The organism is Zunongwangia sp. HRR-M8, from assembly GCF_027594405.1.
GTDB lineage: Bacteria > Bacteroidota > Bacteroidia > Flavobacteriales > Flavobacteriaceae > Zunongwangia.
Genome location: NZ_CP115161.1, coordinates 3051727 through 3076594, shown reverse-complemented (window position 1 = coordinate 3076594; position 24868 = coordinate 3051727). Strand labels below are relative to the sequence as shown.

Sequence of the window (24868 nt, the reverse complement as noted above, 5' to 3'; positions counted from 1 at the left end):
GATTTAATCTTTTTGAATAACAAAAATGGTAGGTCTTTTATGAAGGTCTACCTTTTTTTGTTTCCACTCGTTTATAGAAAGCGTAATAATAGATTCTGTTGGTAAAGTAAGATCACAAGCAACGCAGAGGCGAGTAGAGGGATGAAGAGTCTGGATAAGATCTTCTAAAAGTTTATTATTTCTATAGGGAGTTTCAATAAAAAGTTGCGCCATATTCTTTTCTGAAGAAATACGCTCAAGATTCTTTAATTCCTGCTTCTTTTCTTTTTTATCGATAGGTAAGTAACCATTAAAACTAAACGATTGTCCGTTCATTCCGCTTCCCATCATTGCTAATAAAATAGAAGAAGGCCCTACAAGCGGAATAACCTGAATACCATTTTGATGTGCTAGTTTTACAATTTCAGCACCGGGATCGGCAACCCCGGGAACTCCGGCTTCGCTAATTAATCCCATATCGAAACCTTCTTTACAGGCATCAAGAAAGTTAGGGATTTCAGCTACGTCAGTAAATTTATTTAAAGTTTTAAACTTTAAATTTTGTTGTTTTTTCTGCGGAACTAATTTTTTGATAGCTCTTCTAGCTGTTTTTTCATTTTCAGCGATGTAATGATCAATTCTTTCAACATGCTTTTTTACGGTAAGCGGAAGCACTTCAATAGGATTGGATTCTCCCAAAGTTGTCGGAATTAAGTATAATTTCCCTGAAAATGAAAAGTTTGAAGCCATTAATATGTTCCGTTATTTAATTTTTCTACAATGTTAGTTGTCGCCTCGTCAAGCATTTGATAGACATTTTCAAAACCCTGGTCACCACCAAAATAAGGATCGGGAACATCTACATTTTCTCCCGGAAAGATTTCATTTAAAATGAGCTTTATTTTTTCTTTCTGATCTTCAGTCTTTGCTAGCGCAATAGAATCGCGATAATTAGAGTTATCCATCACAAAGATATGATCGAAAGAGTTTAAATCTTCAGTACTCAATTGTCGTCCTCGTTGGTCGGTTATATCAAGATTATGTTGTCTTGCCGTTGCAATCGATCTACGATCGGGAAGATCACCAATATGATAATTTCCCGTACCCGCAGAATCTACATAAATTTCTTCAGGATTCACCTTAGATTTTAGAAGCCCTTCAGCAAGTGGTGATCTGCAAATATTACCCAGGCAAACCATTAAGATTCTTTTCTTTTCCATATTTCAGAAGATATTATAATGCAAAAGAGCCCTTAAAAAGAGCTCTTTATTATTCTAAATCGTTAATTTTTTATTGAGATCTTCTACAAATTTTTTGAACTGCTTATCTGTTGTCGATAGATTATCTACCGTTTTGCAAGCATGCAGTACTGTTGCGTGATCGCGACTTCCAATTTGTGAACCAATACTCGCAAGTGAGGCTTTGGTAAATTTCTTAGCAAAGAACATTGCTAATTGTCTGGCCTGTACAATATGTCTTTTTCTTGTCTTAGATTGTAGTGTTTCAACATCCATCTGGAAGTAATCACTTACCACTTTTTGGATATAGTCGATACTTACTTCTCGCTTGGTGTTTTTAACGTAATTGTCAACAATCTTTTTAGCAAGCTCTATAGTAACATCTTTTTTGTTGAACGAAGAATGAGCGATTAGCGAAATAATCGCACCTTCTAATTCCCGAATATTAGCTTTAATGTTATTAGCTAAAAATTCAACTATTTCTTCAGGCATCTCTACACCGTCACGATAGAGTTTATTTTTTATAATCGATACACGAGTTTCAAAATCTGGATGCTGTAATTCAGCGGATAGTCCCCATTTAAATCGAGAAAGTAAGCGTTGCTCGATATCCTGCATATCTACTGGAGCCTTATCACTGGTAAGAATTACCTGTTTTCCGTTTTGATGCAAGTGATTAAAAATGTGGAAAAATACATCCTGAGTTCCTGCTTTCCCAGATAATAACTGTATATCATCTACAATTAAGACATCTATAATCTGATAGAAATGAATAAAATCGTTTCTATTATTCTTTTTAACCGATTCAATATATTGTTGCGTAAATTTTTCCGCAGAAATATAAAGCACCGTTTTTTCTGGATATTTGTCTTTTATTTCTACACCAATAGCATGTGCTAAGTGTGTTTTTCCTAGACCAACACCTCCAAAAATAAGAAGCGGATTAAAAGATGTTCCTCCAGGTTTATTTGCCACTGCTAAACCAGCAGATCTTGCTAACCTGTTAGAATCTCCTTCTAAAAAGTTTTCAAAATTGTAACTAGGGTTTAGTTGTGATTCAATTTTTACATTTCTAATCCCCGGTATTACAAATGGATTTTTAAGTTCTGGATTTTTATTTTTCACGGGAACATCAACTTCCTGTGAAGACATATTTGATCGTTGTGTACTAGGAATTTTCTCGGTAAAAGGCAACTTATTACCGTAGGTGTTTTCCATCTTGATAACGTACACTAATTTGGCTTTTTCTCCTAGCTCTCTAGTTAAAGAGACTTTTAAAAGCTTAACATAATGCTCTTCCAACCATTCATAAAAAAACTTAGATGGTACCTGTATGCTTAGAGCACAATCTGTAAGTTTTACTGCTTGAATTGGCTCGAACCAGGTTTTGTAGGCCTGTGGCGAGATGTTATCTTTAATAAAAGCTAGACAGCTATTCCAAACTGATTGCGCAGTTTTCGACATGCTTCGTGTGACGTTATTATAGGTTATTAGATCTTTCGAATTATCTCCTGATAAGAGTATTCCTTTCAAATTTAAGGAGGACAAATATGTGAACAAAAAATGTAAAAAAAAAACCGATTGGGTATTGAATTTTTAGAATATTTTACGCATACTTATAAAGGATCAAATCACAAAATTTATTTTCAATTTTAAGCTTAAAATTCAGCAATGACAGAACATGTATCCATACTTAAAGTACGATATGCAGAGACAGACCAAATGGGGGTAGTGCATCACGGTAACTACGCTCAGTATCTGGAAATTGCGCGAATTGAGTGGCTTGAAAAAATTGGTATTTCCTATAAAAGTATGGAAAAAAATGGTATAATGCTGCCTGTTTATGAAATGAATTTTAAGTTTATCAAATCAGCTTTCTTTGATGATAATTTGAAGATTCATACCAGCCTAAGAAAGACGCCCGATGTCAGGATAATTTTTGACTATAAAATTTATAATCAAGAGGATGAATTGTTAACAACTGCAAGTACTATTTTAGTTTTTATGGATGCTAAAACAAAACGTCCTATACGATGTCCTGAATATGTTTTGGAAAAACTTTAGAAGCTCTAATTTAGATGGCTTTGCTTTAGATTTTAGAAAATAGAGGAAAGACTATTTATTTTGAATTCTAAATGTTGAATTTTGAATGAGATTAGAATCAAGATTAAGGAGGAAAGAAGGTGGTGATTATTTAAGTAAAGATTTTTTCATCCCAAATTTGGACTGCAAAAATAAAGAATAACTTAAGATTGCTGAAAGCAAACTACCTACTGCGACTGCCGACTGAATTTATTAACTGTCTACTCTTTTTATTTCTACCTTATAAGTAGTGTCGAATTTATCAAAAATCGCCTCGGCTTCTTTTTTTCTTACAGACAGATAGATTTTGCAATCCAATTCTAGCTTTTGTTCTAGAATATTGAGATTGTTTTCTTTGATTAGGCGCATTACAATATTCATTTCAGGATAATCAAAATGAACTTCAAAAACCTCATCGATTGTGCGCTTTATAATATTTGAATTTTCCAGCGCCATTTGTGCAGCGGTTTTATATGCGTTTATGAGTCCGCCCACACCTAATTTTACACCGCCAAAATACCGAACAACGACAATAAGAATATTAGTAACTTCAAAAGATTGGATTTGCCCGTAAATAGGCATTCCTGCCGAGTTGGATGGTTCTCCGTCGTCGTTAGCGCGATAATAAATATCCTGTTCCTCTTTACCGGTTTGCCAGGCATAACACCAGTGCCGCGCTTTATGATGTTTCGATTTTAATTCTTCAAGATGAAAATTGGCTTCCTCTTCATTTTTAATAGGAAAAGCATAGCCAAAAAACTTCGAATTTCGGTCTTTAAATAAAACTTCTTCAGACGCTTTAGTGATAGTTTTGTAGGTGTCCTTCATTTTAGTAAACTAAGGAATTTTAACGAAAATCGCCTTTAAGAGAATAATTCTTTTTTGGTGGTAAATAGATCAATCACATCTTCTCGAGTAGGTTCCAGATTCCAAACATTGATTCCTAAAGCAGCGGCAGCGTCGGTATTCTCTTTAGTGTCGTCTATAAAAAGGCATTCTTCTGGTTTCAGATGATGTTGATCTAGCACATATTCATAAATATTGTTATCGGGTTTCCTAAAATTGATTTCGTAGGATAAATAAAAAGCATCAAAGCATTCCTGAAATTCTTCAAAAAAAGCTACATTTTCTTTCACCCAATCAATATGAATTTCATTAGTGTTGCTTAAAAGTATAAGTTGATAATTATTTTCTGAAGCTAATTTTTTTATAAACTCTAATCGATATTTAGGAAAATCTACCAAAATCGCATTCCAGGCATCAAGAAATTGCTCTTTTTCGACCGAGCTGAACTGCTTTTTATAGCTGTTGAAAAAATCTTCTGAAGAAATTAGACCTTTTTCATATTCCTGGTTCGTCGCAACGATCGATTCTGGTAAATTTTCGATGCCGAATTTCCTTAATTGCGCCGGCGTAGCCGATTTATCAAGATTGATAAAAATATCACCAAAATCGAAAATTATGGTTTTAATCATTTAAATAGGTCTTTAATATGTTATCTTCTATGTTCTCTTCGGAAATTAATTTTCCCTGAAACTTCGGAGCTAAAATTCCTTCTTTTAGCTGAAGATTTCCGGTGAAAACTCGAGCTTCATCCCATAATTCAGCATCAATAAAACTCTGAAGCGTTTGCAAGCCACCTTCAATAATAACCGATTGTAAATTTTCCTGAAATAAGATCTTTCCAATTTGCTGTGGTAAATTTTGGCTAAAATCAGCTTGACGATATTCCACGTTTTTTGGTGATTTTTCTGGACTACTTTCAGTAATAACAATGGTTTTTATACTTCCATCGAAAATAGCCGAATCTGTTGGGATTTTTCCAGATCCATCGATCACTACCCGCACGGGATCGTTTCCTACGTGTAATCTCGTATTCAGTTTTGGATTATCGTCGATAGCGGTTTTGGTTCCAACTAAGATCGATTGTTCTTCAGCCCGCCATTTATGCACTAATTGTTTAGAATAGCGGTTGCTAATCCAAACGGGAGCACGATCTTCACGCTTATACGGAGCTATAAATCCATCTTCACTTTGCGCCCACTTTAGAATAATATAAGGGCGCTTTTTGTTATGGAAAGTGAAGAATCGCTTGTTAAGATTTTGTGCTTCTTTTTCTAAAACACCAAGTGTTACATCGCAACCAGCTTCCATCAGTTTTTTAATTCCTCGCCCGGCAACTTCAGCAAAAGGATCTACTGTGGCTACTACCACTTTTTTAATTCCTTTGGCTATAATCAGATCACTGCAAGGTGGCGTTTTTCCAAAATGGCTGCAAGGCTCTAAACTTACATAAATGGTCGATTTCTTTAAAAGCTGTGGATCTTTAACTGAATTTACCGCGTTAACCTCGGCATGAGCTTCCCCAGCTTTTTGATGCCAGCCTTCGCCAATGATCTTGTCTTTGTAAACAATAACGCTGCCAACCATGGGATTTGGATAGGTGCTTCCCAAGCCGTTTTGGGCGAGTTGTAAACAACGTTTTATATATTTTTCCTGTATATTCACAGCCACAAAAATAGGATTAATTAGTAAGAATGAGTAGGCTTAAAATTAGGGAAATTCAGCAGCAAGACAATCAGCAGGTTAAAAAAGTTATCCAAAATGTTTTGGTTGAAATGGGAGTTCCAAAAGTAGGAACTGCTTACGAAGATAAAGCTTTGGACGATATGACTGCGGAATATAAAGCAGATCGAAAAGCATATTTTGTGATTGAAGACAACAGCAAAATTATTGGCTGTTGTGGTATTGGTCCTCTACCAGAATTTGAAACCGAAATTTGTGAATTGCAAAAAATGTATTTTTTACCTGAAGCTCGCGGAAAAGGTCTTGGCAGCCAAATGATGGATACTTGTTTGAAATTTGCAAAAAATCAGAATTACAAAAAATGCTATATCGAGACCTTGCCATACATGAAAGATGCCTGTAAATTGTATAAGAAAACCGGTTTTGAAGAATTAGATAAACCGCTTGGAAATACAGGCCATTATAATTGTACGGTTTGGATGATAAAGGATCTGTAATTAGATTAGATCGCTTCGCTGTTAGAATTTAGATAGTAGCACTCTTATTTTTAATGTTGAATTTTGAATAAGGTTAGGAACCAAGAGTCAGGATGTAATATGCTATTCGTGATTTGATTTAATTTTTTTATTCTGAATTTGAATTGATGAATTAAAGAATAGCTGAATGCTGAATGAAATCTGTAAACCGTCAAGTAAATTAAAACAATGACCACCACGCAACTCAAAAATCAATTCTTAGAAGATCTTGGCGGCAAATATCCAAAAGAGGAAATTCTGTCTTTTTTTAATTTTTTGGCAGAGCATATTTTAAAGAGGAGCAGATTGCAAATGGCTTTAGAACCAAATAAGGAAATAAGCGATGCTGAAATTAGTCAATTTGAAGTGGCTTTAGCTAGACTCAAAAAATTTGAACCCATCCAGTATATTATTGGAGAAACTGAATTTTTTAGTCTGAATTTTAAAGTTGCACCCGGAGTTTTAATTCCGCGGCCAGAAACTGAAGAATTGGTACAATGGATTTTGGATGAGGTTTCACTTCAGCAGAACAAAAATTTGCAAATTTTAGATATAGGAACGGGGAGTGGCTGTATCCCGATTAGTTTAAAAAAACACCTGCCAAAAGCTCAAATTTCAGCAATAGATATTTCAGAAGAAGCTTTGAAAATAGCTAAGATTAATGCGGAACAAAATGAAGTTTCAATAGACTTTATGCGGAAGGATATTCTTTCCGCAGAAAAATTACCGCTGCAATTTGATATTATCGTTTCTAATCCGCCCTATGTTCGGGAATTAGAGAAAGCAGAAATGCAGCAAAATGTATTGCGATATGAGCCGGAAACTGCACTTTATGTAAAAGATGAAAATCCTTTACTTTTCTATGAGAAAATCACGAAATTAGCACAAGAAGGGCTTGCCAAAAATGGCTTGTTGTTTTTTGAAATTAATCAATATCTGGTCGAAGAAACAGAAACGATGGTTAAAGATCATGGTTTTAAAACTGATCTTCGCAAAGATATGTTTGGTAATTTTAGAATGCTGAAAGCCCAAAAACACTAAAAAAATCTGCTATTTTGGAAGAAAAGACTGTACAAAATTCTTTAAAAAGTGTTGCCGTTTTTTGTGCGAGCAGCGATGGTATCGATTCAGAGATTATAGAAACCTCAAAAAAATTGGGTGCGTTTTTGGCCAAAAACAATATCCGTTTGATCTACGGTGGTAGTAAACGCGGACTGATGGGGCATGTGGCTGCCGGAGTTCAGGAAAATGCCGGGAAAGTGACCGGTGTAATCCCAGAATTTTTGAAGGTGAAAGAAGTAGTGCATACCAATTTGGATGAGTTAATCACTACGCAGGATATGCACGAGCGCAAACTTACAATGCATCGCTTGAGTGACGGATTTATTGCGCTTCCGGGAGGTTTTGGAACTTTTGAAGAGCTTTTTGAAAATATCACCTGGGCACAATTAGGCTTACATCAAAAACCAATTGGACTGCTGAATATCAATGGTTTTTACGATGATCTAATTAACATGCTTCGCAAGATGGTCGATAAAGGTCTGCTAAAAAAAGAGAACTTCGATTTGCTTATAATTGCCGAAACTATCGAAGAATTATATGAAAAAATGAAGTTTTTTAAACCACTACCAACTCCAAAATGGATTACTAAAAATCAGACCTAAATGAAGATTGAATATTTGCAAGTTTATACTTCGCAACTTCAAAATCAGAGACAATTTTATCGTGATGTATTAGGTTTTTCTTTGGCTGAAAATGTAGAAGATAGCTTTACTATAAAAATAGGTTTTACCGAAGTTTGTTTTAAGTATAAAAGGGAAGCAAAATTAAACCATATTGCATTTCATATTCCGGCTAATCAGGAAAATTTAGCTTTGCAGTGGTTAAAGGAGCGAGTGAATATTGAAAAAGATGGTACGGAAGAAATAATTGACTTTAAGAACTGGAAGGCAAAATCGGTTTATTTTAAAGATGCCGATGATAATATTTTAGAATTTAATTCGCGAAGTAATCTATATCCTTCAGAAAAAAATACTTTCAGTGTAAATTCTATACTAGGAGTTGCTGAAGTTGGTTTGGCTGTTGAAATTATAGAACCTTTTTATAACTATTTACATGATCATTTCAATTTAACTATTTTTGACGGAAATTTGGAACGATTTTGTGCCATAGGTGATGATGAAGGTTTGCTAATATGCATCGATAAAAATAAAAAGGAATGGTTTCCTACCAATCAAACTGCCTTTGAAGCCGATTTTAAAATTAAATTTGAACATCAAGGCGAAGCATTTAGTTTTTTATCTAAAGATGTATAATCATTAATAGGGAAGTATGGAATTAGTACTAATTATTTTAAAGGCTATCATAGTTATAGAACATCTTTATATTTTTTGGTTTGAAATGTTTGCCTGGGAAACCATTGGTAAAAAAACCTTTAAATCCTTACCCGCAGATCTTTTTCCAAAAACAAAGGGGTTAGCAGCTAATCAAGGTTTATATAATAGTTTTTTAGCGGCAGGTTTGGGATGGACATTTTTTATAGAGAATAGCTATTGGCAACAAAATATTTCTATCTTTTTTCTTTTGTGTATCGCAGTAGCCGGAATTTACGCAGCATTAACCGCTGCAAAGAAAATATTCTTTGTACAGGCTTTACCGGCAATACTTGCTCTTATATTAATTTTTGTTGCACAATAAGCCTCTTTTAATTTTAGTATAAATGGATATCGAAAATAAAATAAATACACTTCGGGAAGAATTACAACATCATAATTACCAATATTATGTTTTGGATAATCCTGAAATCAGTGATTATGATTTTGATATGAAGCTTAAGGAGCTTCAGGAATTAGAAGATCAACATCCCGAATTTGACGATCCGAATTCTCCAACCCAGCGTGTAGGTGGTTCGGTAACGAAGAATTTTGCTACAACAGTTCATGAATATCGAATGTATTCGCTTTCTAATTCATATTCTAAAGAAGAATTACAAGATTGGGAAACTCGTATTCGTAAATTAGTAGATGGCGATATAAAGTATACGTGTGAATTAAAATACGATGGTGCATCAATGAGTCTTACTTACGAGAATGGCGAATTGGTAAAAGCCGTTACTCGTGGGGATGGTTTTCAGGGAGATGATGTAACGAATAACGTGAAAACCATTAGATCTGTTCCTTTGAAGTTGCGAGGTGATTATCCTGAGAAATTTCATATCCGGGGAGAGATCGTATTGCCTTTTGAAGGTTTTTCGAAGTTGAATGCAGAGCGTGTGGAAAATGGAGAAGAACCTTATGCGAATCCGCGTAATACCGCTTCAGGAAGCTTGAAATTGCAGGACAGCGCTGAGGTTTCTAAACGTCCTTTAGATTGTTTGCTGTACAATATCGCAGGCGAAAATCTTCCCATTTCATCGCAGTTTGAGAGTTTAGAAAAAGCCCGTGATTGGGGGTTTAAAGTTCCTGCAGAAAGTGCACTTAAAAATAATATCGATGAGGTTTTAGAATACATCAATTACTGGGATATTCACCGCCATGATTTACCGTATGAGACTGATGGTGTTGTGGTAAAAGTAAACGATTTTAGCCAGCAGGAAGAACTTGGCAACACCTCAAAATCGCCACGTTGGGCAATAGCCTATAAATTTAAAGCCGAGCAGGAAACCACCAAGCTGAATAAGATCACTTACCAGGTTGGTCGAACAGGAGCGATTACTCCGGTAGCGAATTTAGAACCGGTACAATTGGCGGGAACCATTGTAAAACGCGCTTCTTTGCATAACGCAGACCAGATCGAAAAGCTTGATATTCGCAAAGACGACAAGGTTTTTGTAGAAAAAGGAGGCGAAATTATCCCAAAGATCGTTGGAGTCGATTTTAAGCAACGCGATCCAGATTCGGAACCTACAATTTACGCTACGCATTGCCCGGAATGTGGAACCAAATTGCTACGTAATGAAGGAGAAGCACAGCATTTTTGTCCAAATTACGTGGGCTGTCCACCGCAAATTATTGGCCGAATGGAACATTTTGTGTCTAGAAAAGCCATGGATATCGATGGTTTGGGAAAAGGAACTATTGAAATTCTGTATTACAACGACATTATAAATAATTACTCCGATTTTTATTTTCTTACGTGCGACGATATTATTGGGCAAGAACGTTGGTTAGATAACGAAGAAGCCGGAATTAAAAAAGAAGGTGAACTTCAGGTAAGACTAGGTCAGGCTATTTATGCACTCAGCCAAGGATGGGGAAGTATCACACGAACTGATGCTGAAAAAATAGGAACCGAAATTGTACAATTAGAGGAACTTTTTAGTTTGAATATTGCTGAAATCGACGGCGTTGACGAAAAGAAATTTAAGCGATTTTTGAATGAATTGAATTCGGCTATGCAACGTGTAGATGTTTCAGCTTATACCTCGATGGAAGATTGTGTATCGGTAAATTTACTAATCGATCTTAAATTTCCCGATCATCAGGAAAACCAGCCGGCGAAAGAAGCGCTTAAAAATGCAGATTATATAGATGAATTGCTTCGAAATGAAAGCTTTCAGCATTACCCGAAATTCGATGATTTTATTACTAAAATTTCAGATCGAAGCCGAATTAGTATTCAGAAGAAAACCACAGAGAATATATTAAATTCCGTAGAAGAATCTAAAAAGCGGACGTTTGATAAAGTATTATTTGCGTTAGGAATTAGAGATGTGGGTGAAGTAAGTGCCAGAAAAATAGCCGAGCATTTTGGGAATATCGATAAACTAATGGAAGCCAGTGTAGAAGAACTTATTGAGCTTCGTGATGTTGGCGAGCGTGTAGCAGCAAGTATCACTGAGTTTTTTACTGATAAAGAAAACCTGAAGATTGTAAACCGTTTACGTGAAAAAGGTTTGCAATTTGAAATGGAAGAAAAAGAAACCGCTTCTAATAAACTGGAAGGACTAAGTTTCGTTGTTTCAGGAACATTTTCTATTTCTCGAAATGAACTGAAAAAACATATCGAAGACAACGGCGGAAAAAATTTAAGTTCACTGTCTAAAAGCACTAATTACCTTGTTGTGGGTGAAAAGATGGGGCCAAGTAAAAAAGCGAAAGCTGAAAAAGAAGGGATAACCATGATTAGTGAAGAAGATTTTTTTAAGATGATTGAATGATAGAAGATTTTGTGGCGTTTGATTTTGAAACCGCGAGCGGGAAAAATCCCTGCTCGTTGGGAATGGTAGAATATAAAAATGGGAAAAAATATCGTGAATTTTATGAATTAATAAATCCTGAGGTTGCTTATTTTAATCCGTTTGCGGTACAAATTCATGGAATAACCTATGAAGATGTGCAGCATGAAAGGAATTTTGCTGAATTATGGGAAGCTATGCTTCCTTTTATTGAGGGTAAAACTTTGGTGGCTCATAATGCGAAATTCGATAATTCTGTATTGCTTTATTCGCTACAGCGCTACGGTTTGGAGCTTCCTGTATATAGCAGTTTTTGCACTTTGCAGCGGGCACGTAAACTTATCAATCTGCCAAGCTACAAGCTTAGTGCGCTTGCGAGATTTTTTGAAGTACCGCAGTATCGTCATCACAATGCTTTGGAAGATGCTTTTGTTTGTGGAGAACTATTTTTAAAACTGAATCGGATAGAAGAAGAGTTGAAATTGCAAGAAGAGCATGGCGTAGATTTTCCGTCTGCTTATCTAGATTGGATTGCTGAAAAGCAAGGTCAAAATGTACAAATTCGACGGAAAGCTTTGGCAAGTTATAGTCAGTTATTTGCGGAATTACGTTTTGTGATTTCAGGAAGTTTTGAGAATTTTTCGCGAACGGAAATTCAGAAAATTATTATCCAGAATGGTGGTCGCGTAACGGGATCGGTTTCTGGATTAACCAATTATTTAGTTTGCGGTAGCGAAGTTGGGAAAGCAAAAGTTGAGAAAGCGACATTTGCTGGTACTGAGATAATTTCTGAAAAGGCATTGATGAATTTTTTGAAAGTAAATTAGCTCGTTTTAAAATTCATTCTCTTCAGTAACCGCTGTAAGTAAATCTATTGGACTACTTGTTAAATCGATTTACTCGTATTAATTTTGCTTCTAATACCCAATCATTTTGTTGGTATTGCTTCATGATCACCACAACAATACCTTATGAAACTATATTATTCTGGAAATCATTCAAAATTAGAAGCTATAGTAAATCGAGCGAATGAAATCATTGAGAGTCCGTTCTATATCTCAGAACTTAGAAAATATCTGATAGAAAATAATCGCGGTTGCTATTTTGGGATATTTAAAAAATTGCTAGAAAACGATAAGCAAATTAAAGTAAAATTACATTTTAATCCTTTTACCAGAATAAAGATAAACAGTAAATCAAATTCAATTATGGTGAGTCCTACTTCTTTAAGCGGTACACATCGAGATGTAATTGTTTTACTTTCCGAATATATTTATAGGATAATACTTTCAAACCCTCAAATTTCACGCTGTTTAAATTTTAGCCAAGAAGAAAAAAATGAATTTTTGAAAGAAATGGGCGGAATTTCAAAGCATTATTTTTAATTATTGATTGTACGTATTAAATAAATAAGAAAATGCCGGGTAACCACTCCCGGCATTTTCAATCTAACCTAACCAACTAACTAACCAATCTTATAATCCAACTAATTCATAAACTGTTTGTCAATAATTCTTTAAATTCTGTTTCAGATTAAATAGAGCCTAAGATTTACAATTCTTTTTTAAATGCTCTAAAGGTTTTGTCTCAGCCGCACCTTTCTATTCCTCATCTATTCTACCGGAGATCAATTCTCGGGCCGATTCCAAAACCTTTCAGAAGTCAATTTTTTATTTTAGTAGGGCTTAAATAAATTGATATTGACTTTGAAATTAAAACTCAAAAACAAAACTAATGTCAAAAAACTTGTAGAGAACTGATAAGCTTATCACTTAACTACACTACAAATATACGTTAGACTTAAAGCTGAAATTTGAGTTAATCGATGAAGAATTTTAAAGTGTAGATGGATGGTAAAAAAGTTTCGTTTAGCTGGACTTTAAACTTTTAATTATAGAAGATTAAGCCGTTTCATTAATTCTGGTCTATTGGAACGACTCACGGGAATTACGTCTTTTTCAATTAAAACGCTATTATCTTCGATATCGATAATTTTGTCGACATTTATAATGAAGGATCTGTGAATTTTTAAAAACAGATTTTCTGGCAATTTTTCTTCGATTTTCTTCATGGTAGAGTGTACCGTATAATTTTTACCAGAAGTTTTAACTAAAATGTAATCTCCTCTGGCTTCTATTAAATATATACTGGGAATATCGATTTTTATCAATCTGCGATCGATATTTACATAAAGATCATTTCCTGATTCTTTAGGATTGCCATCTACAGTATCTGTTGGGGTAGTGGAAGTAGTAAAACTTAAAGCTTTTTTTACCGCCTTGTCAAACCGCTCTTGGGTAATTGGTTTTACTAGATAATCTACTATACAATCGTATTCGAATGCTTCTATGGCGAAATTTCGATCTGATGTAGAGAGTATTATTTTTGGAGGATTTTTTATAGTTTGAATAAAATCGAACCCATTAAAATCTGGCATGTGAATATCCAGAAAGATTAAATCGACCTCATTATGGTTTAAATGCTTGATAGCCGAAATTGCATTAGAAAAATCGGCTTGGATCTCTAAATTTTTATTGTTAGCACCTAATCTTTTTAAAATTACTCTCGCTGCTGTTTCATCATCTACAATAATACATTGCATAGTATTTATTTTAGCCTTTTTTAATAAACGTCATCATAGCTTCTAAAATCTCTTCAAATTTTAGGTACAAATCTTTATCTAAAGTTTCTTCCCTAAGACGGTCTTCATGATCAATAGCAACCTGATAACTTTTTTCTAAGCCTAAAATACTAATTTTATGTTTAATCTTATGAACATCATCTGCAGCACGGTTAAAAATTTTGCCTTCTAAATGTTTCTTGTAGTTTTCAATTTCCTGCGGAAGTTCTAATCGAACGACATCGAGCAACTGCTCTTCAAAAGCTTTGTCGCCACCAGATAATTGGCTAATGTAAGAGTAGTTAGGTTTCTCTTCCATAATAATTTTATTTAGGTAATGTAAAGTAGAATATGGTGCCTTTTGATAATTCACTTTCCAACCAAATTTTTCCTCCGTAAAAATCAATGATCTTTTTTACGATGGATAAACCAATTCCTGTTGAAGAAAAATCGTTATCAATTTTTTCAAATATCTGAAAAATCTTGTAGAAATGATCCTTTTTAATGCCTTTTCCGTTGTCTTCTATCGAATATTTAAAGAAATTACTATTTTCTTCAACTGCAATTTTAACCAATCCTTCAGGTTTATCAATACTTTTAACAGCATTTTGAATTAGATTCTGAAAGAGCTGTTGCAATCGAAATTTATCTCCTTTTACTACGGGAAGTTCATTTAAAATTTCAATTTTGACATTTTTTGGACAATAAATAATTTGTTTTATTTCATTAACCAGATGATTGGTGTCTACTTTATAATACTCTAAATCTTCTTGATCTATAGTCGAATAATTTAAAATACCGGAAATTAGCGCATCCATTTTTTCTACGCTTTGTAAAATTATGTCGAGGTTTTTTGCTCCGTTTTCATCAATTTTATCAGCATAATCCTGCTTCATCCAGGTAACTAGGCTATTAATACTTCTTAAAGGAGATTTTAAATCGTGCGATACCATGTGCGCATAATCTGATAGTACCTGATTCTTTTTTTCTAAATTCTTTAAAAGTATTTCCTGATCTTTATTGATTTTAGTGATCTCCTTGGATTGTTCCTCGATGTAAGTAGCCAGGTTGGCTACATTGATATATTCATCATTTTGATTTTTGTCGGCTATATTTTTGATATCTAAAGTTTTCATCACAGATTTAAGCCGATCTATAATTTCTTTTTGACTTTCAGCTTCAGCTTTCAATTTGCGGTTGGCGCTAAATAATTCATCGGAGCTTATACGCATGGCTAGTTGAATCATGCTTAATTGCTCGTTATTTGTTTTATATGATTCTTCTACGGCCTTAAAAAAATTTTCGAATCTTTCATCGTTTAAAAATTCTGCTGGGAAATATTTTCTTATTTGCCGTTTTAATAAAGAATTCATTTTATTCGCTGATTAAGGTTAACGTCATGGTTTGATTATGAAGATTACAGGCTGTGCTTGTTGAGAATGGAGCAATTTCTCCGTAAGAATAGAATCCGGCTATAGGAACATCGTGGCCTAAAATTTCAGAAACTTCTTCAATTTCTTCTTCAACGCGTTGATCCATTACGATTTTTCTTCCAATGCAACTCACCAATAACGCAAATTGGGGTTTTTTTGAACGATTTTTCATGGCATCTGCGGCGGCTTTCGCAGCTCCTTCAGCAATACCATCTACGGTGGCCATCATCAATTGTGCATGAGCTCCTTCTGGAATATCACCAGCCAAAATCATGCTTTTGTTATCTTTATCTATATTTAAAATGGTACGTACTAAGCTGAAGTTATCGTCTTTCTCTTTTACATTTAATGGATATAATAAAGCGGCCTCTGGCAGTTTACTCGCTTTTGTTCCCAGGTATTTAGAGTAAAGATCTAAAGCCGGTAGATCATCAAGTTCCACTAAAATGTTATTTTTCGATTTTGTAATTAGACGCTCTGGTCCAAATGGAATCCACCCTCCATAACTGGCATAACTAACTTCTAGTGTTTCACCATACAGGCCAACCATTACAATTTCGCCTTCTTTAGGATTTTGTTGGTAGGATACCATTGTTTTTTCAAATCTGGAACCATCTCCACATAGTCCACCAGTTAGTATAATTTCTTGTTTTGTGAATTTTTCAACACCTTTTATTAAAGCACTTCCGTTTACAAAGCTACCTTCAGAAATTATAAATAAATGTTTTAAATTCTCTTTATTGAATTGGCTTGCCAGTTCAAATCCTAGCGCTTCGCCATCTTTATCGTAATCGAGAATATTTGCGGTTTTAACTTCAAAATGAGCTTTATCGAATTGAATAAGGGTAGCAACGATCGAATTGTCGTTTACTTTTTCTCCAATAATTTCTCCAGCAGTTGTTCCAAATATAAGATCTGGATACGGGAATTCTTTTCGGATGTCTTCTAAAACTACAGGATCTTGTAATAATTTGCGTTCTCCAAAAATAAAAACCAATGGATTTTTTAGATGCTCTTTGCTAGATACGCCGTTATAATTCCAATCAGAATTTAATTTTTTAAGAGCCTGAATTACTTTCATGATTGTTTTTTTAAGCTGAAGAAAAATACAGTTCCCTGCCCAACTTCGCTATCTAGCCAAATATCACCTTCATATAAATCCACCACTTTTTTTACAATGCTTAAACCAACACCAGTAGATTTTTCGTGTGTGCCAAGCGCATTAAAAATTTTAAAAATGCGCTGGTGATGTTCTTTTTCTATACCAATACCATTATCTTTTATGCTGAAAGTATAATGAGTAGTATTTTCAGTATAGTCAATTTCAACAAAACCCTTTTCTTTATCAATGTAGTTCACGGCGTTGCTTAAAAGGTTTTGAAATAATTGCTGAATTCTAGTGCGATCACCTTGAATAACCGGAAGAGTTTTTAAAATGCTTACATTTATATGATCTGGAATATAAATCATTTCAAGAATTTCGGTTACAAGTTCCTGAAGGTCTAATTCTTGATTTTGGATATTACCGTCTTCAATACTGGAATATCTAAGAATATTTTCTATAAGATGATCCATTTTTTCAACTTTCCCCTGCATAAGATCCAGGTTCATTAAGCTTTCTTCTCCTAATTTTTCTCTAAAGTCTTCTTTTGTCCAGCTTAGTAACGCAGAAATATTTCTTAGTGGAGATTTTAAATCGTGAGAAACAATATGCGCGTATTCGTTTAAATGTTCATTTTGTTGCTCTAAGTTTTTGAGAAGTTGTTCTTTTTGCGCTTCCAAAAGTTTCATCTCTGTAATGTCTAGATGAATACCTATAGATCCTACCAATTTGCCATTAACATCATAGTTTGGAGCACCACTAACCAGCCAATATTTTAATTTATTGTCTTTGGTTTTTATTCTAACTTCATAGGAATTAGAAACTCCTTTTTTTCGAAACTTATCGTTCTTGGTAAAATCGGCTGCCGATTCTGGAATTAGAAAAACTTCAGATGCTTTTTTACCTGCAAGTTCTTTTTTAGAATATCCACTCATATCGGTGAAACTCTGGTTTACCATTAAGATCTTGTCTTTAAGATCGACTTCCATAAGGCCCAAATTCATATTAGCGATAATGCTACTGTATTTTTCTTTTTGCGCTTTAAGACTGTCTTTATAATTTTTCTGAATGGTTACATCGTCATAGCTCCAAAGGTGACCTTTATATTTTCCGTCGTAGTAAATAGGAATATAGCTGCGTTCAAGAATCCGGCCGTCTACTAGTTCTAATTCTTCCGCGATTACAATTTTTTTCTCCTGAAGTAATTTTTCGATCCTATCAACAAATTGTTCTGGATCTTTGAAGTATATTTTATTTTCTTCGGCTGAATTAGAACAATCTACACCTTTTAAAAGATCGGGGTCAGTATTTATACCGAAAATATTACAGAATTTTTTATTGGTTAAAAGTATTTTTCGGTTCTCATCTTCCAGCAAGATTCCGGTTTGAAGATTAACTATTAAGGTTGAAAGTCTATTTTCAGATTCTTCAATTTTTTCTTTCGCTATTTTTTCTTTCGTGATATCCTCTATAGTTGCTACCTGATGCTGGATTTTTCCATTTTCATCTCTAATTGCTGCAACTCTGGTTTTTGCCCAAAGAGTTTCTCCAGTTTTTTTGATGTATCGCTTATTTATGGTATAAAAGTCTATTTTGCCCTCTACCATATCTTTTAAATGACGACCATGTTCCTCATCATCTGGATGGGTTGCATCTGCTATAGTAAGGTTCCTAAACTCTTCGATAGAGTACCCAAACATGTTAATAAGCGACTTATTAATTTTAATAAGGTCTTTAAAATTGTTATTGGTAAGCGAAATACCAATGGGGGAATTATCAAAAATCAAATCGAGTTGTTTGTTTTGATCTTCAAGCTGTTTTTTTATGGCAATTTCTTCTGTGATATCTCTAGCAACTCCTTGTGCGGCAACCGGCTTTCCTGTACGATCATAAATAATACTGGCGTTAATCTGCACAATTTTTTCAGAGCCGCTTTTAGTGATTATTAGTGCTTTGTAATCGTTATAGCTACCAGTATGATAAAGTTGTTTAAAGGCTGCTGTGGTATAATCAACATAGTCTGGATGTACCATACTTAGAAGATTTACAGCCTCTACTTCATTGTCATACCCAAACATTTCTTTCGCAGCGTGATTCATTTTTAGGACATTACCTTCAATATCCATGATTACATACGCATCGATAATATTTACAAATACACCTTCTAGCTGCGAGGTTTTTTCGTTGAGTAATTCTTTTAATCGATTATTGGATTGTCGTAAGGCTTCAGAAAGATCATATAATTCGGTAGATTTCTCTTCCAGAATTTTCTCTGCAAGTTTTCTTGCCTTCTTTTCTCTTTCTAATGCTCTTTCTAATACTTCAATTTTTTTGGTAGGCTCCATGTTTTTTAGTGATCAGGAATCTGACCTGTGTTCCGTCCTCTGCTAATTTTTCCATCTTAATTTCGGAATCACGGTCGTAGTGTTCAAAAGTTTTTTCCATTAGGGCTTTAGCGAACATATACATTGCTCTATCTGAAAAATACAAAATTTCTAGGTGATCTTCTGTCTTTTTCTCAACTTTAAACGTGGGAAGCTCGGCTCCAGGATATAATTTACGAACCTGAACATGAATATGATTTTCTATAGAAGATACTAATTCTATAGGATCTTTATATAATGCGAATATGCCTGGATGCAATGTAGTAAGCACTCTGAAAAAGTATAGCCCGTAACTATAGATAAGATCATCTAATGGTATATCTACCTTTTTACTAAGATTTACTAAAAGGCTTTGCATTTCTACAAAATCATAAGTTCCTACTGAAGTATAAACACCTTCAGATTGAAGTTTAGACTCATTAATTATATGATCTACGATTTCGATCCCGAAATTCTCTTCAACCATATCCAGAAATTCTGTAAATACAATACCTTTCATAATGTTATCCCTTTATTAATTCGTTTTGGCTCCAGTAATCTAAAGCGCTGCTTAATTTAGAAACATAGTCTTCGTAACGCAGCGGTTTAATAATGTAGCCAGCAATGCCAATTTTATAGCATTCTAATAAATCTCTTCGGTTACTTGAAGTAGTTAGGATAATCGTTGGAATGTACTTTAAAACATCATCTGCCTTTAAAATTTTTAAGAACTCTATTCCGTTCATTTTAGGCATATTCAAATCCAAAAATATAATATCAGGTAAACGATCTTTTTGATTTAGGATTTGCAGTGCTTCTTCACCATTTTTCGCTTCAATGATATGGTGAGGTAAGGATAAGGACGAAATTGTTCTATTTAATTTCATCACTTCGATCATATCGTCTTCGATAAAAAGGATTGTTAGCTTGTTTTTCATTTTATTTTGGTGTCTTATAAGAACAAATTTGCCATATTTTAGGGAAATAAAATATAGTATTCGTCTAATTATATATTAGTGTCGTTAAGCGGTTGATTTGAATAGTTGAATGGAATATAATAAAAAAACCGCCGGAATTTGGGGGCATCCGGCGGTTTTTAGCTGCCTAATAAAAGGCAGAATATTGTGATATTTTTAGTGCACCGCACTAGTGTCTACTTTTCCTTTTCCCTTTTTAATCATTAAAACGAAAGGAACACATAGAAGAAACAAAATCCCTAGGTATAGAAATATATCCATATAAGAAAGTACAGTGGCCTGTTTCATAATGCTACCATCCAAAACACTATATGCTTTATTTAAAGATTCATTAATGCTAAATCCTTTTTGAATAAAATTTTGTTGGAGACCAAGTATTCGCTGTTGCACCTGAAAGTTAATCTGACTAATATTCGGAATTAAATCTACTCGATGCTGTTGTGTTAATCTTGAAACAAAGGTGGTTATAATTGCAATACCAAAAGACCCACCCAATTGTCGCATCATTCCTGTAAACGCCGCTCCATCGGCAATGTCTTTTCCTTTAAGCGTGGATAAAGAAAGTGTGGTGATAGGTACGAATAATAATCCTAACCCAACACCTCTAACTACAAGCGGCCAAAACATATGCTCAGATCCTGTATCTGGAGTCATTAATAGATACATCCATAAACTATATAAAAAAAATACTCCAAAACCTGCAGCTGCTAAAATTTTCTGTGGGACGCCTCGCTCTAATAGTTTTCCTATAATAGGCATCATTAAACCAGTTGTGATCGAGCTTGGGATAAGTAACAGACCGGCATCTGTCGCGGTCCATCCCAAAATAGATTGTGTGTAAATAGGAATTATAAAAGTAGAGCCAAATAAGCCAAATCCTAATATAAATGTGAGCACTGTACCTATGCTGAGGTTAGTATCTCGCAATACTCTAAGATTTACGATTGGGTGCTCGTAAGTTAATTCACGCCAAATAAATAAAACAAGACCAAAAACAGCCATAACCGATAAAGTTATTATGGTGCTATTTTGAAACCAGTCGTCCTGCTGGCCATGTTCTAAAACAAATTGAAGCGAGCCTATAAAAGTGGTTAATAGTATAATTCCCCACCAGTCAACTTGGTTGGCTTTTAATTTATCTCCATACTTAGGACTTTTAACAAATAATATCGTTAGGAAAGTTGCGATTATGCCTAGAGGTATATTGATGTAAAAAATATAGGGCCAAGAAAAATGATCTACCAAATAACCTCCTAATGGAGGTCCTAATGTAGGCCCAACAATTACTCCCATTCCATAAATAGCTTGTGCCATTCCTCGCTTTGCAACAGGATAACTTTCAGTAATTATTGTTTGTGCCGTTACTAGAAGTGCGCCACCACCCATACCTTGGATAAAACGAAAGGCTACGAGTTCCCAAATATTTGTTGCATTTCCGCAAAGAAAAGAGGTGACCGTAAATATAATGATGGACGCTGCAAAATAGTTTCTACGGCCAAACTGTTTAGATAACCAGCTTGTCATTGGAATTATAATCACATTAGCGATTGCATAAGCAGTAATTACCCATGCAATATCGGTAAGTGTTGCCCCAAGACTACCACGCATATCGTTTAAAGCAACGTTTACAATGGTAGTATCAATGATTTCTAGAAGAGCACATAAAACTGCAGTAATGGTAATAATTACTCTTCTAAAACCATATTCAACCAGGCTGTCTTCGTCTTGTATTTGCGCTTGTGCTTCAGCCATAATTTATTTTAAATGTACATCTACCAAAACATTCATTCCTGAACGTAGACGCTGCATTTTTTCTTTGTCATTTTGTTTAGAAAATTCAATTTTTACGGGTAATCTTTGTACCGTTTTTACAAAATTCCCAGTCGCATTATCTGGTGGCAATAAAGAAAATCGTGCACCCGTTGCTGGAGAAAAAGCAGTGATCTCACCTTCAAATTCGTAATCTGGATAAGCATCTACTTCAATCCCTACTTTTTGCCCGATTCGCATTTTTTCAAGCTGCGTTTCTTTAAAATTGGCAGTAACCCATTTATCTTTAGTGTTTACCAAGTAAAACAAGGATTGCCCTGGTTGGATGTACTGTCCTGGTTCGATATCTACACTAGAAAGTTGCCCATCTATAGGAGCAGTAATTATCGTATAGTCCATATTTAATTTTGCAGCATCTAAGGCAGCCTTCGCGCTTTCTACATTGGCTTCAGCGACACTTACTTGATTTTCTGAAATTTCAGTTTGAGAAATTGCTGCATTGCGTTGGCTGGCAGAAGCTTTCTCCTGATTTTTTAGAATCTCCAATTGTTGTTCAGCTTCTTGTTTAGCAGCTGATGCCTGTTCGTATTGCTGCTCTGTAATCGAGTGATTTTTAAAAAGATTCTCATAACGTTTAAAATCCTGAGTGGCTCTCCATAATTTTATTTCCGCAGATTTAATACTTCCGCTAACAGATTTAAATTGAGAATTTGAAGCAGCTGCGTTCGATTGGTAAGAGCCAATACTTGCTTTTGCAACACCAACCTGACTTTTTGCAGCAGCTAGATTTGCTTTGGCTTGCTGTAATTTTACATTGTAATCACGATTATCAACAACTAATAAGGTGTCGCCTTTTTTTACTTTTTGATTATCGCTTACATATACTTGTTCTACATAACCGCTAACATGTGGTATAATGGGATTCATGTTAGCTTCTACCTGCGCATCATCAGTTTCTTCGTGCGATAACGAATGGATAAATTTGTAACCACCATATACGATCCCTACAAGGATCAACGCTCCGATTATGATGATAAATTTTTTATTGGATTTTTTCTTTTCTTCCATTTTAGTAAAAAAGATTAGTTGTTTTTGATATTGAATTTATTTGTGAGTAAACCTTTGGCTTGTAATAATTGATAGTATTTTAGGCTAATATCTGCCTTTGAGTTTGTCTTGTTTATTTTTGCCTGAAGTTGGTCTACATCGGCTTCTAAAAGATCGTTGGTGTCTACCAAACCATTGTCATACTTGTCTTTAACGATGCGATAATTCTCTTCAGCCTGTTTTTGAGATTGGGTATAAACTTCATCTTTATTTAAGGCAAGTTGATATTCTTCTTTCGCATTTTCTACTTGTATTTTTACTTCGTCTTTAGCTTTAGAAATATGATATTCTAATTCTTCAGCTTTATGTTGTGCTAATTTTACTTCATTTTTTGCTTTAAAAATATCTGATAAATCATAGCTTACACCTACACCTATATTCATTGCGTTTGAAATTGTAAGCGCATTTTTTACATCAAGTGCAACATAACCGCCAAGCATAGCAATAGAAGGATAATAGGCAGCTTTCGCCATTTTCACATTGTTTTCAGATGCTTGCTTTTTGTAGTCTAAAGCTGCAATATCGGCTCTATCAATTTGTGTAGTCTCTACAGAAGGAGTAATTGCAAAAGTTTCGGTTGGTAGCTTAAAAGTAGTGTTCTCTGGCATTTTTAGAAAAGTGGCCAGGCGATAATTCAATATTCGAACATTTTTTTGTGCTTCCTGTAGGCTAAGTTCAATGTTTGATTCTTGTAACTGTGCTTTCAATAAATCATTTCTAGCTAAAAGTCCGTTATCTTCCATAGCGCTAAAATCTCTTACTCTTTGCTTAGCGCTTTTAAGATTCTCTTTAATAGCATCTACCATCTGCTGGGCTTTATACAAATTTAGATAAATGTCGATTGTCTTTAGAGCAATTTTTTCCTTTGTGCTGGCAGCTTGGAGTGCTACAGCTTCAAGATTGTTTTTTCCAGCATTTATAGCGTTTCTAATTTTGAATCCGGAAAAAATAGGCATAGACACGCTTGCTTGACCCAAAAGAATTTGGTTAATATCTGGTGTGCCTGTTTCTTGGGTTTCACCTTCAGTAGGATTAGGATTGCCTAGCGCCAATTGAAGATCTATATCTGGGCTGGTTAGATATTGATATTGCCCTGAAATTGAAACATCTGGATATTGACTGTTTTTAGTAACCTTAAGTTCTTCCGAAGCTGTTTTAATACTTGTCTCAGCCAGTTTCGCATCATCACTATTGCTAAGTGCGACACCAACCGCTTCTTCGAGACTTAACGTTTTGTGCTGTTGGGAGAATCCAGATAAGCCAATAAATAAACAAACTGCGAGCAGTAGAAATTTACGCTTCATAAGTTAAAAGTGCTTTTATTGTTCTTTGAATATGTTGGGTTAAATTATTTAAAACGAAATGGTCAAAGCTCTCTTCATCAAAAAGGCCTTGGGTTTGCGAATAGATCTTCTTATTATAATATAGATTAAAATAGATTCCTAAGATAGTAGGAACAATAAGCTCGACATCTACATTTTTACTAAATGCACCATCGGCCTGTCCCTCTTTTATAAGATTGGTGAAAAGCTGTATGTTTTCATCTTTCTTTTTCAGGTAATTTGTGAAATCAATTTTTTGATCTTCTCTTGAAAATTCAAAATGTACAAGTTTGTGAATCTTTCTTCCTTCGTGTATACGCGTTATTAAAAGCGCAATAACAGCATCTATTTTGGCTATATACGTGGACTCACTTTCGATAGTTTGTCCTACAGCCACCTGAAAATTAGAGATTCTGTAAGAGACTAGTGTCTCTAGAAGCTTTTCTTTACTGCCAAAATAGTAAGAGATCATGGCAATATTGATATTGGCCATTTTAGCAATGGCTCTTATCGAGGTACCGTCAAAACCATTTTTAGAAAAAAGTTCTTCAGCTACTTTAAGGATTTCTAATTGTTTTTCGCTCAATTCCATTTCTTCTGATTTCTGAAAAAGAGCACAAATTTAAACAAATGTTTAAATTAAACGATTGTTTAAATT

Annotated in this window: 26 protein-coding genes; 9 read left to right on the top strand and 17 right to left on the bottom strand. The window is 34.5% G+C overall.

The annotated features are described in order from the left end of the window. Positions 1-3: 3 nt before the first annotated feature. Genes PBT89_RS13235 through dnaA form a run of 3 tightly spaced genes read right to left on the bottom strand, consistent with a single transcriptional unit; the run spans position 4 to position 2681 of the window. A complete protein-coding gene (locus tag PBT89_RS13235; protein ID WP_270062317.1) occupies positions 4-729 on the bottom strand; it encodes an SAM-dependent methyltransferase in 726 nt (241 codons plus the stop codon). Beyond that, positions 729-1199, bottom strand: a complete 471-nt coding sequence (locus tag PBT89_RS13230) for a low molecular weight protein-tyrosine-phosphatase (RefSeq protein WP_270062316.1) — start codon at positions 1197-1199, stop codon at positions 729-731. Before PBT89_RS13230 ends, PBT89_RS13235 begins: the two co-directional genes overlap by 1 nt. A 54-nt stretch (positions 1200-1253) precedes the next feature. Continuing rightward, entirely contained in the window at positions 1254-2681 is a 1428-nt protein-coding gene (gene dnaA, locus PBT89_RS13225; protein WP_270061422.1) for a chromosomal replication initiator protein DnaA, read from the bottom strand. Between the two features lie 207 nt (positions 2682-2888). Between dnaA and PBT89_RS13220 the strand changes: the two genes are divergently transcribed. After that, positions 2889-3281: an acyl-CoA thioesterase gene (locus PBT89_RS13220; RefSeq protein WP_270062315.1), complete on the top strand. Its 393-nt coding sequence runs from the start codon at positions 2889-2891 to the stop codon at positions 3279-3281. 231 nt (positions 3282-3512) lie between these two features. On the opposite strand, the gene PBT89_RS13215 is transcribed toward PBT89_RS13220, so the two are convergent. Genes PBT89_RS13215 through ribD form a run of 3 tightly spaced genes read right to left on the bottom strand, consistent with a single transcriptional unit; the run spans position 3513 to position 5807 of the window. After that, positions 3513-4127, bottom strand: a complete 615-nt coding sequence (locus PBT89_RS13215) for an IMPACT family protein (RefSeq protein WP_270062314.1) — start codon at positions 4125-4127, stop codon at positions 3513-3515. Between the two features lie 35 nt (positions 4128-4162). Next, positions 4163-4774, bottom strand: coding sequence for an HAD family hydrolase (locus PBT89_RS13210; protein ID WP_270062313.1), 612 nt, complete (start codon positions 4772-4774; stop codon positions 4163-4165). Continuing rightward, positions 4767-5807: a bifunctional diaminohydroxyphosphoribosylaminopyrimidine deaminase/5-amino-6-(5-phosphoribosylamino)uracil reductase RibD gene (gene ribD / locus PBT89_RS13205; protein ID WP_270064265.1), complete on the bottom strand. Its 1041-nt coding sequence runs from the start codon at positions 5805-5807 to the stop codon at positions 4767-4769. Before ribD ends, PBT89_RS13210 begins: the two co-directional genes overlap by 8 nt. Before the next feature lie 29 nt (positions 5808-5836). Between ribD and PBT89_RS13200 the strand changes: the two genes are divergently transcribed. The 8 genes from PBT89_RS13200 to PBT89_RS13165 all read left to right on the top strand — a co-directional run bounded on the left by PBT89_RS13200 (position 5837) and on the right by PBT89_RS13165 (position 12901). Then, on the top strand, positions 5837-6322 hold the full coding sequence (locus PBT89_RS13200; RefSeq protein WP_270062312.1) for a GNAT family N-acetyltransferase: 486 nt from the start codon (positions 5837-5839) through the stop codon (positions 6320-6322). A 207-nt stretch (positions 6323-6529) separates the two neighbouring features. Next, the gene (prmC, locus tag PBT89_RS13195) at positions 6530-7381 is read left to right on the top strand and encodes a peptide chain release factor N(5)-glutamine methyltransferase (RefSeq protein ID WP_270062311.1); all 852 of its coding nucleotides are present in this window, start codon (positions 6530-6532) and stop codon (positions 7379-7381) included. A gap of 14 nt (positions 7382-7395) precedes the next feature. Next, a complete protein-coding gene (locus PBT89_RS13190) occupies positions 7396-8004 on the top strand; it encodes a TIGR00730 family Rossman fold protein (RefSeq protein WP_270062310.1) in 609 nt (202 codons plus the stop codon). After that, entirely contained in the window at positions 8005-8655 is a 651-nt protein-coding gene (locus PBT89_RS13185) for a VOC family protein (protein WP_270062309.1), read from the top strand. 16 nt (positions 8656-8671) lie between these two features. Beyond that, complete coding sequence (locus PBT89_RS13180; RefSeq protein WP_270062308.1) at positions 8672-9037, top strand: DUF1304 domain-containing protein; 366 nt, start codon at positions 8672-8674, stop codon at positions 9035-9037. 22 nt (positions 9038-9059) lie between these two features. Beyond that, entirely contained in the window at positions 9060-11498 is a 2439-nt protein-coding gene (gene ligA, locus PBT89_RS13175) for an NAD-dependent DNA ligase LigA (protein WP_270062307.1), read from the top strand. Continuing rightward, positions 11495-12343, top strand: a complete 849-nt coding sequence (locus tag PBT89_RS13170; protein WP_270062306.1) for a 3'-5' exonuclease — start codon at positions 11495-11497, stop codon at positions 12341-12343. Before ligA ends, PBT89_RS13170 begins: the two co-directional genes overlap by 4 nt. Before the next feature lie 144 nt (positions 12344-12487). Continuing rightward, positions 12488-12901 carry a hypothetical protein gene (locus tag PBT89_RS13165; RefSeq protein WP_270062305.1) on the top strand — a complete coding sequence of 138 codons (414 nt, stop codon included), beginning with the start codon at positions 12488-12490 and terminating at the stop codon, positions 12899-12901. Between the two features lie 506 nt (positions 12902-13407). On the opposite strand, the gene PBT89_RS13160 is transcribed toward PBT89_RS13165, so the two are convergent. The 11 genes from PBT89_RS13160 to PBT89_RS13110 form a co-directional block, all read right to left on the bottom strand. After that, entirely contained in the window at positions 13408-14118 is a 711-nt protein-coding gene (locus PBT89_RS13160; protein WP_270062304.1) for a LytR/AlgR family response regulator transcription factor, read from the bottom strand. Between the two features lie 10 nt (positions 14119-14128). Beyond that, the gene (locus PBT89_RS13155; protein ID WP_270062303.1) at positions 14129-14455 is read right to left on the bottom strand and encodes an Hpt domain-containing protein; all 327 of its coding nucleotides are present in this window, start codon (positions 14453-14455) and stop codon (positions 14129-14131) included. 7 nt (positions 14456-14462) lie between these two features. Further along, positions 14463-15509, bottom strand: a complete 1047-nt coding sequence (locus tag PBT89_RS13150) for a sensor histidine kinase (RefSeq protein ID WP_270062302.1) — start codon at positions 15507-15509, stop codon at positions 14463-14465. 1 nt (position 15510) lies between these two features. Then, entirely contained in the window at positions 15511-16650 is a 1140-nt protein-coding gene (locus PBT89_RS13145) for an FIST signal transduction protein (protein WP_270062301.1), read from the bottom strand. Further along, positions 16647-19016 carry a PAS domain-containing sensor histidine kinase gene (locus tag PBT89_RS13140; protein WP_270062300.1) on the bottom strand — a complete coding sequence of 790 codons (2370 nt, stop codon included), beginning with the start codon at positions 19014-19016 and terminating at the stop codon, positions 16647-16649. The genes PBT89_RS13145 and PBT89_RS13140 overlap by 4 nt, the downstream gene beginning before the upstream one ends. Then, positions 18994-19554 (bottom strand): heme NO-binding domain-containing protein, encoded by a 561-nt coding sequence (locus PBT89_RS13135; RefSeq protein ID WP_270060436.1) that lies wholly within the window; start codon positions 19552-19554, stop codon positions 18994-18996. Before PBT89_RS13135 ends, PBT89_RS13140 begins: the two co-directional genes overlap by 23 nt. Positions 19555-19558: 4 nt before the next feature. Beyond that, positions 19559-19972 (bottom strand): response regulator, encoded by a 414-nt coding sequence (locus PBT89_RS13130; RefSeq protein WP_270062299.1) that lies wholly within the window; start codon positions 19970-19972, stop codon positions 19559-19561. A gap of 195 nt (positions 19973-20167) precedes the next feature. Next, positions 20168-21763: an MDR family MFS transporter gene (locus PBT89_RS13125; protein WP_270062298.1), complete on the bottom strand. Its 1596-nt coding sequence runs from the start codon at positions 21761-21763 to the stop codon at positions 20168-20170. A 3-nt stretch (positions 21764-21766) separates the two neighbouring features. Then, positions 21767-22849 (bottom strand): HlyD family secretion protein, encoded by a 1083-nt coding sequence (locus PBT89_RS13120; protein WP_270062297.1) that lies wholly within the window; start codon positions 22847-22849, stop codon positions 21767-21769. Between the two features lie 14 nt (positions 22850-22863). Continuing rightward, complete coding sequence (locus PBT89_RS13115) at positions 22864-24192, bottom strand: TolC family protein (RefSeq protein WP_270062296.1); 1329 nt, start codon at positions 24190-24192, stop codon at positions 22864-22866. After that, entirely contained in the window at positions 24182-24802 is a 621-nt protein-coding gene (locus tag PBT89_RS13110) for a TetR family transcriptional regulator (protein WP_270062295.1), read from the bottom strand. Before PBT89_RS13110 ends, PBT89_RS13115 begins: the two co-directional genes overlap by 11 nt. Positions 24803-24868 lie beyond the last annotated feature (66 nt).